The sequence below is a fragment of the Algibacter sp. Ld11 genome, assembly GCF_045066735.1.
Classification (GTDB): domain Bacteria; phylum Bacteroidota; class Bacteroidia; order Flavobacteriales; family Flavobacteriaceae; genus Algibacter.
The window spans coordinates 1-15,925 of sequence record NZ_JBISHH010000022.1 but is presented as its reverse complement, the minus strand read 5'-3'; the positions used below and the strand labels follow the sequence as shown (position 1 = coordinate 15,925).

General features: G+C 32.5%; 11 protein-coding genes and 1 rRNA gene. 5 read left to right on the top strand and 7 right to left on the bottom strand.

Annotated elements, in window-relative coordinates:
• Positions 1-24 precede the first annotated feature (24 nt).
• Both ACJJV4_RS08205 and ACJJV4_RS08200 read left to right on the top strand, forming a co-directional pair.
• Complete coding sequence (locus ACJJV4_RS08205; protein ID WP_405293281.1) at positions 25-2,484, top strand: helix-turn-helix domain-containing protein; 2,460 nt, start codon at positions 25-27, stop codon at positions 2,482-2,484.
• A gap of 92 nt (positions 2,485-2,576) precedes the next feature.
• On the top strand, positions 2,577-3,068 hold the full coding sequence (locus ACJJV4_RS08200) for a hypothetical protein (RefSeq protein ID WP_405293279.1): 492 nt from the start codon (positions 2,577-2,579) through the stop codon (positions 3,066-3,068).
• A gap of 25 nt (positions 3,069-3,093) precedes the next feature.
• Here ACJJV4_RS08200 and ACJJV4_RS08195 read toward each other — a convergent pair whose 3' ends face one another.
• From ACJJV4_RS08195 to ACJJV4_RS08175, 5 genes are all read right to left on the bottom strand, one after another.
• Entirely contained in the window at positions 3,094-3,327 is a 234-nt protein-coding gene (locus ACJJV4_RS08195) for a DUF6095 family protein (RefSeq protein ID WP_405293277.1), read from the bottom strand.
• On the bottom strand, positions 3,314-4,132 hold the full coding sequence (gene murQ / locus ACJJV4_RS08190) for an N-acetylmuramic acid 6-phosphate etherase (RefSeq protein ID WP_405293760.1): 819 nt from the start codon (positions 4,130-4,132) through the stop codon (positions 3,314-3,316). Before murQ ends, ACJJV4_RS08195 begins: the two co-directional genes overlap by 14 nt.
• A 182-nt stretch (positions 4,133-4,314) precedes the next feature.
• Complete coding sequence (locus tag ACJJV4_RS08185) at positions 4,315-5,130, bottom strand: DUF4249 domain-containing protein (RefSeq protein ID WP_405293275.1); 816 nt, start codon at positions 5,128-5,130, stop codon at positions 4,315-4,317.
• A gap of 4 nt (positions 5,131-5,134) precedes the next feature.
• The gene (locus ACJJV4_RS08180; RefSeq protein ID WP_405293273.1) at positions 5,135-7,510 is read right to left on the bottom strand and encodes a TonB-dependent receptor; all 2,376 of its coding nucleotides are present in this window, start codon (positions 7,508-7,510) and stop codon (positions 5,135-5,137) included.
• 58 nt (positions 7,511-7,568) lie between these two features.
• Positions 7,569-8,837 (bottom strand): polysaccharide biosynthesis C-terminal domain-containing protein, encoded by a 1,269-nt coding sequence (locus ACJJV4_RS08175; RefSeq protein WP_405293271.1) that lies wholly within the window; start codon positions 8,835-8,837, stop codon positions 7,569-7,571.
• A gap of 80 nt (positions 8,838-8,917) precedes the next feature.
• On the opposite strand from ACJJV4_RS08175, the gene ACJJV4_RS08170 reads away from it, so the two are divergent.
• The gene (locus tag ACJJV4_RS08170; protein WP_405293269.1) at positions 8,918-9,907 is read left to right on the top strand and encodes a helix-turn-helix transcriptional regulator; all 990 of its coding nucleotides are present in this window, start codon (positions 8,918-8,920) and stop codon (positions 9,905-9,907) included.
• 102 nt (positions 9,908-10,009) lie between these two features.
• The gene (locus tag ACJJV4_RS08165; protein ID WP_405293267.1) at positions 10,010-10,498 is read left to right on the top strand and encodes a hypothetical protein; all 489 of its coding nucleotides are present in this window, start codon (positions 10,010-10,012) and stop codon (positions 10,496-10,498) included.
• Between the two features lie 80 nt (positions 10,499-10,578).
• Here the strand turns inward: ACJJV4_RS08165 and ACJJV4_RS08160 are convergent, their stop codons facing one another.
• Entirely contained in the window at positions 10,579-12,789 is a 2,211-nt protein-coding gene (locus ACJJV4_RS08160) for an NADP-dependent isocitrate dehydrogenase (protein WP_405293265.1), read from the bottom strand.
• A gap of 692 nt (positions 12,790-13,481) precedes the next feature.
• On the opposite strand from ACJJV4_RS08160, the gene ACJJV4_RS08155 reads away from it, so the two are divergent.
• Positions 13,482-15,077 (top strand): T9SS type A sorting domain-containing protein, encoded by a 1,596-nt coding sequence (locus ACJJV4_RS08155; RefSeq protein WP_405293263.1) that lies wholly within the window; start codon positions 13,482-13,484, stop codon positions 15,075-15,077.
• Positions 15,078-15,835: 758 nt separating this feature from the next.
• Here the strand turns inward: ACJJV4_RS08155 and rrf are convergent.
• Positions 15,836-15,925: ribosomal RNA gene (gene rrf / locus ACJJV4_RS08150) — 5S ribosomal RNA — on the bottom strand; the annotation flags it as partial.

Here is a 15,925-nt window from a genome sequence, read left to right as displayed (position 1 = left end):
CTTTCCGATTTTGAACAGTGATTAATGGCAGATAATAAAGAATTAGAATTGGCTTGGGAATTTGTAAACAACACAAACCGGTCAATTTTTTTAACGGGAAAAGCAGGAACAGGAAAAACGACGTTTTTACACCGACTAAAAATGGATTGCTTGAAGCGTTTAGTGGTGGTAGCACCAACGGGCGTGGCGGCAATAAATGCAAAGGGCGTGACGATACATTCGTTTTTTCAGATGCCTTTTGGCCCTATTTTACCGGACACCGATTTGAATGCATCTAAGAGTTTTAATCGGAAATTTAATAAAACTAAAATTGATATTATTAGGTCTATGGACCTTTTGGTTATTGACGAAATTAGTATGGTTCGCGCCGATTTATTGGATGGTATTGATAAAACTTTACGCCGATTTAAAGATAGAAATAAAGTGTTTGGTGGTGTACAAGTACTTATGATTGGGGATTTACAGCAACTTTCGCCAGTGATTAAGGAGAGTGAATGGCATGTATTGAAACCTTATTACAAAAATGGATTCTTTTTTAGTAGCCAAGCCTATCAAGCTTGCCAAGCCGTTACTATTGAATTAAAACATATTTATCGCCAAGATAACCCGACGTTTATTAATATTTTAAATGAAATTAGAAACAACGTACTTTCGGAAGCATCGGCAGCAGAATTAAACAAACGTTTTATTCCTGATTTTACTCCAGAGCCCGATGCTGGGTATATTTCACTTACCACACATAATAACAAAGCAGAAGCCACAAATATTACAGAATTAAATAAAATTGATGGCAGAAATAGGTTTTATAAAGCCAAGGTGGAAGGGAAATTTCCCGAATATGCCTATCCAAACAACGAAGCTTTAGAGCTAAAAGTTGGTGCGCAGGTCATGTTTGTTAAAAATGATAGCAGCCCAGAGAAACGTTATTTTAATGGAAAAATTGGAAAAGTTATTCATTTAGATCAGGACGAAGTTGTAGTGCATTGTCCAGATGATGAGTTTAGTATTGTTACAAAACCTGAAGTTTGGGAAAACATAAATTACACTGTAGATGCTGATACCAAAGCTATTTCGGAGAATAAAATTGGTTCTTACACTCAAATGCCTTTGCGATTGGCATGGTCTATTACCATACACAAAAGCCAAGGTTTAACCTTTGAAAAAGCGATAATTGATGCTCAAGGTGCTTTTGCACATGGGCAAACGTATGTGGCGTTAAGCCGATGTAAATCGTTAGAAGGCTTGGTTTTAAAAAGCAAAATACACTCTAGCCAAATTATTAGTGATGCAAACGTTATTACCTTCAATAAAAATGCGGAAGAAAACGAACCCGATCAAGCCGTTTTAGAGTTGTCTCAGAAAAATTTTCAGTTAGATTTAATTGTTGAAATTTTCGATTTCTATCCGTTTTTATATCCTGCCAACAGAATTTTAGATATTTATTATAAAAATCGAGGTAGTATTGAAGGCCAGGTTGAAGCTCCCCTACTCACCATAAAAACAGCAATTACCAACTTTTTAAAAGTAAGTACAGGTTTTAATGCCCAGTTAAAAGATTTATCTAAAACGGAGCCTTTACCGGATACAAGTAATGTAATACAAGAACGCTTTAAAAAGGCAGTAGCTTATTTTAAGACTCAAATTAACCAGCATTTTGTAGAAGCATTAAAAACCTTTAGTTACACCACAGATAATAAAACCATTAATAGCGATTTAACTAAAGCAGTTGATTTATTGGAAGAATTACTGGCTGCGAAACTTTTATTTTTTAACGGTTTAACAGATGGGTTTTCGTCTAAAACCTTTTTAGAATTACGAGCGAAATCTAAATTTTTAGCCAAAGACAAACCTAAAAAAGCAAGAAAGACCGTTATTGATGGCACCGCAAATGTTGAATTATTTGAACTCTTACGCGTGCTTAGAAATGAAATTGCAGAAAAAAACGATTTAATTCATTATCAAGTTTTTAACCAGAAAACACTTTACGAAATGTGTGAAACCTTGCCTTTAAGTAAAGCTGAATTACTTGAAATAAACGGTATGGGGAAAACACGTGTGGAGAAATACGGTACCGATATTTTAAAGGTTATTAAAGGCTATTGTGATGAAAACGATATTGATACCACAGCAGATAAAATAGATTTTGCAGAAGAAAAAGTAACAGGAAAACCTAAGACACCTAAGACACCTAAGATTGATACTAAAAAAGTATCGTTAGATTTATTTAAAGCTGGCAAGTCTATAGATGAAATTGAAGATGAACGTGAACTTACGAGAACGACAATTCTTAGACACTTATCTCATTATATTGATTCGGGTGAAATAAAAATTAGCGATTTAATACCGACCGAACATTACAATGAATTAAAAAAGATAATTCCGAAGAAAAAATTTGAAAGCTTAACAGAATTGAAACAACAAGTAGACGATAAGTATAGCTACGAAGAATTACGTTTGGTATTAAGAGCTTTAAATGAGGCGTAATTAATAGCTCATTTTTAATTTTTTGTAAGGAATACGATGTTTAAAGACTAAAAACCACTCATTTCATTCTTAAAGTATTATTTTTAGTGTTTATGGATATAATTATTGCATCAAGTTTAAAGACTTTACAAAAGGCAAATTTACTACTAAATAAACTAGGCGATGCCAATTTGTGCAATGCATCGGTTGCTCCATACTACTCGAGTATTGGCTCTCATATCCGTCATATTTTAGACTTCTATAATTGTATTTTTAATATGAATGAAAGTCTTCAAGTTGATTTAACCGCGCGATGCAGAAATACAGATGTAGAAAACCAATGCCATGCGGCTAGTAACTATTTGGATACAACTGTAAAAAAATTAAAATCTTTAGATATTGATTTAGCCTCTAACATAACAGTTATTGATGATTTGGGTTTAGGTAAAACAAGCATAGCCTATACTTTTGGAGCCCTGTTATCTCAAGCAAACAGCCATACCATCCATCACTACGCTATAATAAGCTATATTATGAATGGTTTGAAAATTGAACTAGACGATTGTGAGTTTGGATACAACCCAACGACTCCAAAAGCGGTTTGAAAAAAATGTTAATTAGTTAGTCTTGTTACTTTTTAAACATGCTATTCATAATTAACCTGATGCCTTTAAAAATTAAAAACACAGCGAAAGCACATATTAAAATACCAACAGCTAGAAGCGGAATATAGAGCTTATTTTCTGGCTGACTCAAGGCCATACTCAAAATTATTGGTCCCATGAAGAGTGTTAATACTGCAAAAATCATGGTTTTTATACCTTTATAAAGTAATACTTTGTCTGTTCTATTATCGTCCATCATTATAGTTTTGAATTGCTAATCTTACGTTTTTGTATGTTTTAAGTAATGTTTCGGCTTCGGTTCTTGGAATATGAAGTTCGGCCATAATCATTTTTGTACCACGATCAAAAAGCTTATTATTACTTAATTGCATGTCGACCATTTTATTACCTTTTATATGCCCCAACTGAATCATGGTTGATGTGGTTATCATATTCAATACTAATTTCTGAGCAGTTCCTGCTTTCATTCTAGAACTACCTGTAACAAACTCTGGGCCTACTATAGGCTCTATAGGAAACTGAGCCGTTAGAGACAGTGGGCTGTTTTTATTACAAGAAATACAACCTGTAATAATATTGTTCTTATTGCACTCCTCCAATGCAGCAATAACATAAGGTGTTGTGCCCGACGCTGCAATACCAACAACCACATCTTTATCAGTAATATTATGTAGTTTTAAATCTTCCCAACCTTGGGTAAGAGAATCTTCAGCAAATTCTACAGCATGCCTAATAGCATGATCGCCACCGGCAATAAGACCGATAACTAAATCTGGAGACACTCCAAATGTAGGAGGACATTCCGAGGCATCTAAAATACCTAAACGTCCACTAGTACCAGCTCCCATATAAAATAAGCGTCCGCCTTGTTTTAATTTAGAAACAATTTGTTCGACTAACTTTTCTATTTGTGGCAGCGCTTTTTCAACCGCCAATGGTACACTTTTATCTTCCTTGTTTATACTGTTTAATAATTCAGACAGATTCATCTTTTCGAGATGATTGTAATTAGAATCCTGTTCTGTAGTTTTTGTGAATTTCATCATATTTCAAAAATATGAATTATTGAGGTCTTAATAGTAAAGAACATCCCCAACTTCCATCTTTTTATCATTTATAAAATAGTAGCGCGTAAGTTGTCTTAATATGTTATAATATTTCCAGAAATTTTCAAAAGAATTTAAATAAATACTCTTTTAATTTTTAATTAATTAAATAGAAAAAATTATTGTACAGTATAATTAAAAACAGAAACCTCTGATGCTCTAAAATACCCAAAAGGATAATTCTCAGGGTTGGTTTCGTTTACGCAATTACCGCGCACAGTTGCAGGCTGTGTTTCAAACGGATCACCTCCTTCATCATCTGTTTGCTGTAATAACACCACCATATATTCGTAGTAACGCTCAGAAATTCCGTTATTGTAAACGGATATTTCTGTTCCCGTTTCTATATCTTCATCTGTATAAAAGGCAAAAATTTCATTTCCGTCTGTAAATTCATCATCATAAACTTCTAAGCTTACACTATTTGTTTCTAGCATATCAAATTCGAATAAATAATAATTACCAAAACCTGCAGGATCGTTATAAAATGCTTTTAACTCGATTTCATCTCTAGAAAAACCACCATCGTTTTTTTGTTCTACCCTGTCAATTTCCGCAACCTCCATTAATTGCTCTGTACCTCTATAAATTTCATTTTTATAATTAATGGTTAGCGTGTAAACACCATTAATTTCAGGTATAAAAACGCTATTTCTATAGATACCAGTATCACCCTCTTCAATAAAACTAAAGGTATTATTATTTGTATCTGTGACGGTAACAATTGCTCCATTTGCAGGAGGTACTTCTAGATTATAAAAAGGCGCACTTAACGACAATTTTATAAATTGATCTTTACCATCGGTACCCTTAAACCAATTAAGTGACGCATCAATAACCAAACGGGGTTCGGCAGAGTTCAATTCTAAATCGATAACATCTTCACAAGCTGTAAAGCTTAAACTTAAAAGTATGATATATATAATTTTTTTCATGATACTAAAATTTGAAATTGTAAGAAATTGAAGGAATAATACCAAAAATAGCCAATCTACTTGCTTCATTAGCACCTGTTTCTTGATTAGAACCAAATGAAATAGAGGCTGCATTTTTTCTGTTATAAACATTATAAACTCCAAAAACCCAATAGCTTTGTAAACCAGATTTTTTTTGTGGTTTAGAGGTATAAGTAGCCGATATATCTAATCGATTGTAAACCGGAAGCCTATCGGCATTTCTATTACTGTAACTTGGTACAGTAACTCCATTATATTGATATTGCCCATTTGGGAATGTTGCCGGTTGGCCAGTTTGAAATAAAAAGTTACCGTTTAATTTCCATTTTTCATTTAAATCGTAACTTCCAGTAAGGGAAATATCATGAGTTTTATCATAAGGTGTATTGTACCAATTAGCATTATTAATTCCTATTTCATCAGCTGTTCTTCCTTTTGTTTGCTGCTCCGATTTAGACAAGGTGTAGGCTAGCCAACCTTTAAATCGCCCTTCATTTTTTTTAAATAAAACTTCCAAACCATAAGCTCTTGCTTTACCATTTAAAACCACTTGCTCAATAGCATTATTGGCTACCAAATCTGCTCCATCAATATAATCGATTCTATTTTTTATGGTTTTATAAAAACTTTCAACTTCTAAAGAATATTTACTTTCACTAAATTCTTTAAAATACCCTATCGCAAACTGATCTAGTAATTGCGGCTTAATATATTTCCCACTCGGTGTCCAAACATCTAATGGTGTTGGGGAATTTGTATTTGAAAGTAAATGCAAATACTGAGTCATTCTATTATAACTTGCCTTTACAGACGATATGGAATTGAGTTGGTAAGACACTGAGGTACGAGGTTCCAAATTAATAAAACGCTCTATAACATCGCTCCTATCAAACGTTTCAGTAGCGACAGCTTTTGCCTTTTCGTAAATTTGAAAATCTTGATTAAAAACAACTGGTTGGTCGTTTTCATAAACATTTAATTCATCTTGCCCCAAACGATGAAACGTGCTTAAACGCAATCCATAAGACAATGATAATTTATCGGAAACCTTATGTTCAGCATCTAAGTAAATAGCGTTTTCAAAAGCATATTTTTGAGTTAATCTGAATGGATTAATACCAGAACTTTCTACTGTTGGCTTGATATCTCCTGGGTTAAAAGCATAATAAATACTATTTAAACCGTATTGTAATTTAATTTTATTGGTTAAATAATGTTTGAAATCGTATTTTAAGTTGAAGTTTTGAATACCTGAATTCCAATCGAACTCAACAAAATTAAGCTTTAGTCCATAATAATAATCAGAATAAATTAACGATAGATTTGAAAATATTTTATCTGAAAATAAGTGATTCCATCTAAAGTTTAAAACTGTATTTCCGTAAGTATTTTCAAAAGTATCAGCAATGCTAAAAACATCCCGCCCAAAATATCCAGAGAAGTACACATTATTATAATCATTTAATTTATAACTTAATTTAGTGTTTAAATCGTAGAAATATGCTTTGTTATCTAAATCGAAAAGGGGTAAAAACAAATGCGCATAACTAGATCTCCCTCCTAATAAAAACGAACCCCTATCTTTTTCCAAAGGACCTTCGAGCAATAACCTACTAGATACAATACCAATACCACCATTAGCATGAAACTCTTTACTATTTCCTTCCTTTTGATAAATATCTAAAACCGACGAAACCCGCCCACCATATCTGGCAGGAATCCCTCCTTTATATAGTTTTAAATCTTTAATTGCATCAGGATTAAATACTGAGAAAAAACCAAATAAATGCGATGAGTTATAAATGGTAGCTTCATCTAAAAGAATTAAATTCTGATCGGCAGCACCGCCACGAACATTAAATCCAGAAGCTGCCTCTCCGGCAGTTGTAACACCAGGTAACAATGTAATGGCCTTAATAATATCGGCCTCACCCAAAACAACAGGTATTTCTTTTATAGTAGTAGAGCTCAATTTATTTACACTCATTTGTGGCGCCTTAATATTGAGTTTTTCTATATTTTCGGTAATTACAACTTCATCCAAGCTTTCTAAAGTATCAGTTAAACTGAAGTTTTTAACCACATCTCCAGTAAGTTCAACCGTTTCAACAATGGTATTAAAACCTAAATAACTTACCGCTAATTTATACGTACCTTCGGGTAGCGTAATAGAATAAAAACCATATTCATTAGTTGTAGTTCCTGATTGAATTTCGGGAAAAATAATATTGACGCCAATTAAGGTTTCATTACTACTTGCTTCAGAAATGGTTCCACTTATTGTAAATTTACTTTGTGCATTTAGGGAAATACTAAAAAAAGAACAAGCTATAATTAGCCATAAGAAAAGGTTTTTCATTAAGGGAATTTTTTATAAAAATAAATAAAAGCATCTAACTTCTAAGCATTTCGAACTATTATTTCGCTTTATTCAATAAAAGCAACCACATATCTTGTCTATAAGATTTATACAAAAAAACAAACACAATATTAGTAACAAAATGACTTAACAAAAGAGCAAAAGCCGCTCCAACAAGATGATATTTTGGAATTAATAAAAAGCACAACAAAGCGTTTACAGCACAACCTAAAATAAAACGATAAACGTTCCTAATTAATTTATTTTGATTTACCAAGTGCTTCTCAAAAAGCATACCTACAAAAACAAAAAGGGGTGCCCAAGCAAAAACCATCAATGGGGTTTTAGCCGTTTCAAAGCTTTTATCATATTGAGTCGATACTATATAATTTCCAAAAAAAGTATAAAACAGCCCGATAGCTATACCGAAAAACACAACTACTTTCAGCATAAATTTCAACCTCTTAACGTATAAATTTTTATCTACTAAATAGCATTCGGCTAAAGCTGGATACAGGCCATAAATAAAAGCTGCACCAATATTCCAGGTAATAAAAATTACCAAAAAATTAACCACAGAAAACACTCCATTGGCTTCATTTCCTAAATAAGTATTGATAAAAAAATCGTCTATCGCTAAGTAAAAAACTATTACAAAATTGGTGAGTAATAAAGGGAAAGCTGAAACCATTAGGTTTTTAGCTAATTTGAGAGACCAAGATAATTTGGCCAGATTTAATTCTTTAAAATACGTTATAATACCAAAATAAATAAAGGTTTGCATAGCGAATTCAAAAATTAAAACTCCTGCAAAATAAAACGCGCCAAAGTGCCGTTCCACACCATAATATTGAACTCCTAAAACAAGTATTAAGGTTATAATTTTACATATAAAAACATATTTATATTGCTTGAACGCTACAAAATAATACTCGATAACATCACTAATTCTAAACAAATAACTAAACGCAATAATTAAAACAATAGAAGTAATTTCGCTTGTATTCGTAAAATAAGTATAGCCTAACAAACAAAGTGAAAGCAAGAGAAAACTGCAAAATCTTAACACTAAAGTGGTTCCAACTATATAGTGCTTCATTTTTGGCTTAAACACTAATTCCCGAATGCAAATAGCCGATAAACCTAGGAAAAAAAATGGAGCTAATACTCCAACAATGGCTTTGGATATTTCTAACTCTCCAGAGTTATAAGCACCTAAACTATTAAAAATTTTTGGCGTGATATAAATACCCACAACCAACTGAAATATTTTTTCTAGAATATACCACTTGGTATTTGTAAAATCTTTTTTACTGAATAAACGCAACTATATTTTTTGTGCTAAATTAGAACTATATATAACAATTTCAAGAAATTTTATTAATTTAGAATTCTCAAATTCTCCCAATGACCCCAGATTTTATACGAAAATTTCATATTTATGAAATACTATCAACGACTTCCATTAATAATTGTAAGTCTAGACAAGAGATAATCAATACATTAGAAAAATTATACCTAGATTATCATTTTGGTGATAGGCTCTACCAAGGTTTATTGGTTAGTAATGAAAAAACAATAAGTCGGGATGTAAAAGATATAGAGTCCTTTTTTGGGGTAGAAATTGAACACATTAGGCATAAGGGCCATTATATGGTCAATCAATCGGTAATCAATAAAACGCATCGTACGGTTTTCGATAAAATGGAATTATTTTTAGCGAGTCACAAAGAGCGTCAGTGGTCTCCTTATATCACCACAGAAGAATCGTCTTTAAACACCGAAATCAATATTTTAGGTTTAGTTAGAGCTATAGAACGTAAAGTTTATATTAAAATTAACTATGAAGGTTGGTATGATGATGATCGTTTTACTGAAATTGAACAAGCCAAAGTGCAACCTTTACATATAAAAGAAGCTAATAAGGCATGGTATCTATTAGTTTATAATGAAACTATTGGTGTAAAAGTACTATGCTTAGATAAACGGGTTTCTAACCTAACTATTACTGACGAATTAGTCCAAAATTCTTATTCGTTCGATGAATCTTTTTATTTCAAAGATGCCTTTGGTATTTTAAATAATGATATCAAAACAGAAACCGTTAGATTAAAAGTAGCAAATCACCACTTTAAATATTTAGAATCTAAACCACTCCACCATTCCCAAATTATTTTAAGCCGTCCAGTAAAAATAAATACCGACGTTTTAGACTATACAGATCAGGATATCTTTGGTGAAATTTCGGTAACGCTAAAACCCAATTACGAGTTCCTTATTGAGCTATTTAAATTTAATATGTGGGTAAAAGTTATAGAGCCAAAGTGGTTAATAGAAACCATTGTAGAGCAACACGATTTTATTTTACAGCACTATTACCCCGATTTTATTCGTTAAACTACTTCATTTAAGTCCTCTTTATTAAATGCGTCTTTAACCGGACACGTTTTGTCCAGTTGGTGTTTTTATTTGTACATCTAACAATTAAAAATTATAGCTATGAAGAAGTTGTATAAAATTATAGCGTCATGCATTATGCTTTTTTTACTCTGTAATTGTGGTTCAAGATTTTCTGAACAAGACCAGCTTAAGGTCTACAATTACTATGTGAAAAAAGCAAATCAATACAATGCTCAAGAAGATTATAGAGCAGCCGTTAAGTATAGTGATAAAGCTATTGACATAACAGATACCCTAGCTATAGCTTATAGAATGAAAGGTATTGCTCTCTATCATTTAAATGTTATAGATGATGCTCTGTTTAATTTCAATGAAGTTATTAACTTAGAAGGAAAAACATCAGATGCTTTTAAAAATCGTGCTATCATTTATTTAAAAAATGACAAGGCCTATTTTTTAAGCGACATTCAAACCTATCTCAAACATCACCCAAACGACAATGAAGCCTTAAACATGAGAGCGACGTATTATCAAGATGCTTACAACTACGCTAATGAAATAGCCTTTAGAACTATTAAATATAATTAGAACACACACATTTTATAAAACAAAAAAAGCACCCATTTGGGTGCTTTTTTAATTATAACTTGAAAACAATTTAAATGCTCCTAGTTTAAAATAGCATTAAATGTTTTACTCGGTCTCATTGCGTTATTAATTAAATCTTCGTTAGGCTCATAATAACCACCTAAATCAACAGAAGAACCCTGAATATCAATAAGTTCTTTAACAATAACCGCTTCGTTATCTACTAATTGCTTAGCAATTGAAGTAAACTCAGCTTTTAAATCAGCGTCTTCACTTTGCCTTGCTAATTCTTGTGCCCAATACATAGCTAAATAAAAGTGACTACCTCTATTGTCCAACTCACCAACCTTTCTAGAAGGGCCTTTTCTGTTTTCTAATAATTTATCAGTCGCATTGTCAAGAGCCTCTCCTAAAACTTTAGCTTTAGGATTGTTGTTTGCTAAACTAAAATGCTCCAGCGAAACTGCTAGCGCTAAAAACTCTCCTAACGAATCCCAACGTAAGTGATTTTCTTCTAATAATTGCTGTACGTGCTTTGGTGCAGATCCACCAGCTCCAGTCTCAAACAATCCTCCACCATTCATTAATGGTACAATGGACAACATTTTAGCACTGGTTCCTACTTCTAAAATTGGGAATAAATCGGTTAAATAATCACGTAATACATTTCCTGAAACAGAAATAGTATCTTTACCATCTTTTAAACGTTCGCAAGTAAAAAGCGTAGCGTCTATTGGCGATAATATTCGTAAATCTAAACCAGTTGTATCATGATCTTTTAGGTATGTATTAACTTTTTTAATAAGTTCAGCATCATGCGCCCTATTTTCGTCTAACCAAAATACGGCAGGAGTTTCTGATGCTCTCGCACGAGTTACAGCCAATTTAACCCAGTCTTGTATTGGTGCATCTTTAGCTTGGCACATTCTCCAAATATCTCCAGCTTCAACCGTATGCTCTAATAGAGTGGCTCCAGATGCATCAATTACTTTTACAATTCCACTTGATGGTATTTCAAAAGTTTTATCGTGAGAACCATATTCTTCAGCTTTTTGAGCCATTAATCCTACATTAGGAACAGTTCCCATTGTAGTCGGATCAAAAGCACCGTGTTTTTTACAAAAATCAATAGTTGCAGTATAAATACCAGCATAACTACTATCAGGAATAACTGCTTTAGTATCCTGTAACTCTCCTGATGCATTCCACATTTGTCCAGACGTACGAATCATTGCTGGCATAGAAGCATCAATAATAACATCACTTGGTACATGTAAGTTTGTAATACCTTTATCACTATTTACCATAGCTAAATCTGCACCACTCTCAAAAGCAGCATCAATAGCAGCCTTAATTTCGGTTTGTTTTGCTTCTGGTAATTGTTGTAAACTTTCAACTAAATTTCCATATCCATTATTTACGTCAACTCCAATTTCATCAAAAGTGGCTCCGTATTTTTCAAATACATCTTTTAAATATACACGAACAGCATGCCCAAATATAATAGGGTCACTTACCTTCATCATGGTAGCTTTCATGTGTAAGGATAACAACACGCCATTCGCTTTTGCATCAGCAAATTCTGTTTCAAAAAATTTAATTAATGCTTTCTTACTTAAAACAGTAGCATCGATAATTTCACCTTTCAACAAGCCTAAATTATCTTTTAAAACGCTAACATTACCGTTAACATCAGTAAGCTCTATTTTTATGCTTGTAGCCTCTGGAAGTGTAACAGATTTCTCATTATGACAAAAATCACCAGATTCCATTGTGGCAACATGCGTTTTAGAATCACTAGACCATGCTCCCATAGAATGCGGGTTATTCTTTGCGTAATTTTTCACCGCTTTTGGTGCACGACGATCACTATTCCCTTCACGCAATACCGGATTTACAGCACTACCCTTAATTTTATCGTAACGAGATTTGGTTTCCTTCTCTACATCGGTTTTAGGTTCATCTGGATAACTTGGAATCGCGAAACCTTGGCTTTGCAATTCTGAAATAGCAGCCTTTAACTGCGGTATTGAAGCACTAATATTTGGTAATTTAATAATATTAGCCTCAGGTTGCTTTGCCAAATCTCCTAGAAAAGCTAAATCATCCGAAACTTTTTGATCTTCATTTAAGAAATCAGGAAAAATGGCTAAAATTCTTGCAGCTAACGAAATATCCTTCGTTTCAATTTTAATTCCCGCAGATTTTACAAAAGTTTGAACAATAGGTAAAAAAGAGCGCGTTGCTAAAGCCGGAGCTTCGTCCGTTTTCGTGTAAATAATTTTAGACATTCGAGTGATGTTTTGTGAGTTATTATATCAAAAAAATGGATAGTAATAAAAAGATGCCATTTTTTGCGTTGCGAATATACAAAAATTGAGTTTTAAAATAGGCCGTTTTTGATACGAAAGGAGAGAAAGTATAACAGATTTGTAACAAATTCCTCAAAATCACATATTATTCATAAATTAAAAATTATCTAAAAGAATTTTACTAATTCGATAATAAATCAATATTAAAAGTGCAAGTTTTTAAGAAAAATTAAAAACCGTTCTATCCACTGTATCCTTTTGAGCTTTTAACTGTAAACGTAAGTATTCACTCTAGTTAACTCTAATACAATTAGTAACAAACAAAATTAGTTAATCCTTCTGCTAAAAAAAATGCCGCTACTATCGCTCTTGCGAGCACCAACTTAAACCATTTTTTAATCCATAACTAGCAACTCCTTTCAATGTAAATATTACGTTATTATGTAAAAATTAAGACCATAATTTTACTTTCGAAAATTATACAAATATCTAGCTAAAATTAGTAAACCTAATCAATTCAATAAAGTACATCTTTTAAAAAAAAATATATAAATCCTAAATATTACCATACAAAAACACAAAAAAATCACTTCATCGTATTTTTATTGCGTTTTATGGATTTTTCACAAATTATTAATGTAAATTTGATGCTTACCTCAAAAATATATTTTATGAAGAAATTTTACACCTACCTATTTATCTACTTATCTACATTTTTTGTATTATCAGCCCAAACACCAGGAATTCCACAATTTGACACCAGTGGAAAAGAATACATAGAATATATACCTGGTAATTTACCTATTATTATATCTGCTCCACACGGCGGTGTAAAATTAACCGGCGGGACGGTAAACGGAGTTAGTTATCCCGACAATAGTACCACAAACTCATCATCATCTCCATATTATTTACCAACTCGATCATGTGGTACTAATGAAAGAGACGACAATACAGATGTTTTAATAAGACAAATTCAAGACGAAATATTTGCACAAACCGGTGGGTATGCACATATTATAATTAATAATTTGAACAGAAAAAAATTAGACCCTAATCGAGAAATTAATGAAGCCGCCTGTGGTAATACTAATGCCGAGTTTTTCTGGAATGCATGGCATAGTTTTATAGATCAAGCCAGTGCATCGGTAGAAGCCAATTTTGGAAAAGGAATTTATATAGATTTACACGGTCAAAGTCACAGTGTACCTAGAATTGAAGTTGGATACAATATTTCGGCAACAGAATTAAACACTTCAGATTTAAATACAAGCTCAATAATAAATGCTTCAACAATAAAAAATCTAGAATCCGACAATTTAAATAATTACAATCATGAAGAATTAGTTAGAGGTGAATTTAGCTTAGGTCAATTATTTCAGAATGCACCTGGCACATTTTACGCAAGTAATAACTATCCTGGATGCACTCGCAACGGTGAAAACGGTTATAGAGCTGTACCTAGTAATTCCGTTTACTCCACAACTAATAGCGCTTGTGATGACACTAGACCCTACAACAATTCATATTTTGATGGAGACTATTACAATAACAGAAGACACGGCTCTGGAACTGGAACTAACGATGGTGCTGGTGGTGGTGGTACTGTTGATGGTATAATGACCGAAGTAAACAGACGCGTTAGAGATCTTGGAGCGCCTTACGACAATCGCCCAAACACACTTAGCCCCTTTGCCATAGATTATGCGAATGTCCTTTTAGAGTTCATTAATGTTCACTACAACAATTTTACAGCATTCAACTATTCGTCAAATACTTACGATTTAACGGATTCAAATCCTAGCCCAACGTTAACCGGGGGTGTAACGGGAGGCCAATATACAAGCTCTTCCTCAGGATTAGTAATTAACTCTGCAACAGGAGAAATAGATTTATCAACTTCACAAATTGGAGATTACGTTATAACCTATTCTATCGGACCAATTAAATCTGGAGATACAAATAGATATTACAACACCATCTTCAACATAGAACTCACAGATTCAACGTTGTCAAACAGTAATTTAGAAACTTTTCCTTTTTCAATATATCCCAACCCAACTAATAATATTATCAATTTCAAATCTTCCAAACAAATTTCAGAAATCAAAGTATATAATACATTAGGAAAATTAGTTAAATCTTTTGATACTAAAACCAATGAAGGAAGCATAGATTTATCTCAGTTTTCAACAGGTATGTATATGACCGTATTTTATGATGAAAACCAACAAAAAGCTATAGTTAAACAAGTTATGAAAAATTAGACATAACAAGTATATACAACTCTTATTAAAACATGTTTCTAATAAGTTTAAGCCAATTATATAACTATAACGCACTGTTTTTTTTGCTAAAGAACAGTGCGTTCTCATAACTACAATAAAGTGATATAAACTTTAACCTGAAGTCCAAATTTTAAAATAACGATATTAAGATAACTATGACTCTCTCGGTAATAAATAAGATAAATTAAACTATACAAGTAATTCTGAAGACCATAATAAACTAAATTTACGATTAATTAACTTACTCTCTTTAAAACATATAACTTACAGTCACCTATTCCAGAAAGTCTAGCCACATAATAGCTAATCTCTAAATATTTACAACGCTAACTACAAGTAAGAATAAACTAAATAGTCCCTATGGCAAAGTTAGTAACCATTTTTATAAATTAGATGAATGAGTAACAAAACAAAATTGATACTTGGAAACCATGACTGTTCAATTGATTTAATAAAAATATGTCAATGTCACTTAAACAGAGATTAATAGTCTCTCAACCATTAAAACCAGTAATCACAGAACTAGACTGTCTTACGTACTTCTTCTATTAAATCACTTAAAACGAATTATTTTACGGCTCTATTCTAATACCCCCATATAAGGAATCACCTTTAATCTGACCAGCGTCATACTGCATGTCCAATGCTCAACTATTTAGCGCCGTTTAAGTATTATGGTGTGCTTTCAAAAAGTATTAAACAAAAAAAATCCTCAACAATTTCTTGTTGAGGATTAAAAAAGGCAACGACCTACTCTCCCACAAATGCAGTACCATCGGCGCTAATGGGCTTAACTTCTCTGTTCGGAATGGTAAGAGGTGAGCCCC

Coding starts and splice junctions, on each gene's coding strand:
- ACJJV4_RS08205 (WP_405293281.1), top strand. CDS start 25: ATGGCAGATAATAAAGAATTAGAATTGGCTTGGGAATTTGTAAACAAC.
- ACJJV4_RS08200 (WP_405293279.1), top strand. CDS start 2,577: ATGGATATAATTATTGCATCAAGTTTAAAGACTTTACAAAAGGCAAAT.
- ACJJV4_RS08195 (WP_405293277.1), bottom strand. CDS start 3,327: ATGATGGACGATAATAGAACAGACAAAGTATTACTTTATAAAGGTATA.
- murQ (WP_405293760.1), bottom strand. CDS start 4,132: ATGAAATTCACAAAAACTACAGAACAGGATTCTAATTACAATCATCTC.
- ACJJV4_RS08185 (WP_405293275.1), bottom strand. CDS start 5,130: ATGAAAAAAATTATATATATCATACTTTTAAGTTTAAGCTTTACAGCT.
- ACJJV4_RS08180 (WP_405293273.1), bottom strand. CDS start 7,510: ATGAAAAACCTTTTCTTATGGCTAATTATAGCTTGTTCTTTTTTTAGT.
- ACJJV4_RS08170 (WP_405293269.1), top strand. CDS start 8,918: ATGACCCCAGATTTTATACGAAAATTTCATATTTATGAAATACTATCA.
- ACJJV4_RS08165 (WP_405293267.1), top strand. CDS start 10,010: ATGAAGAAGTTGTATAAAATTATAGCGTCATGCATTATGCTTTTTTTA.
- ACJJV4_RS08160 (WP_405293265.1), bottom strand. CDS start 12,789: ATGTCTAAAATTATTTACACGAAAACGGACGAAGCTCCGGCTTTAGCA.
- ACJJV4_RS08155 (WP_405293263.1), top strand. CDS start 13,482: ATGAAGAAATTTTACACCTACCTATTTATCTACTTATCTACATTTTTT.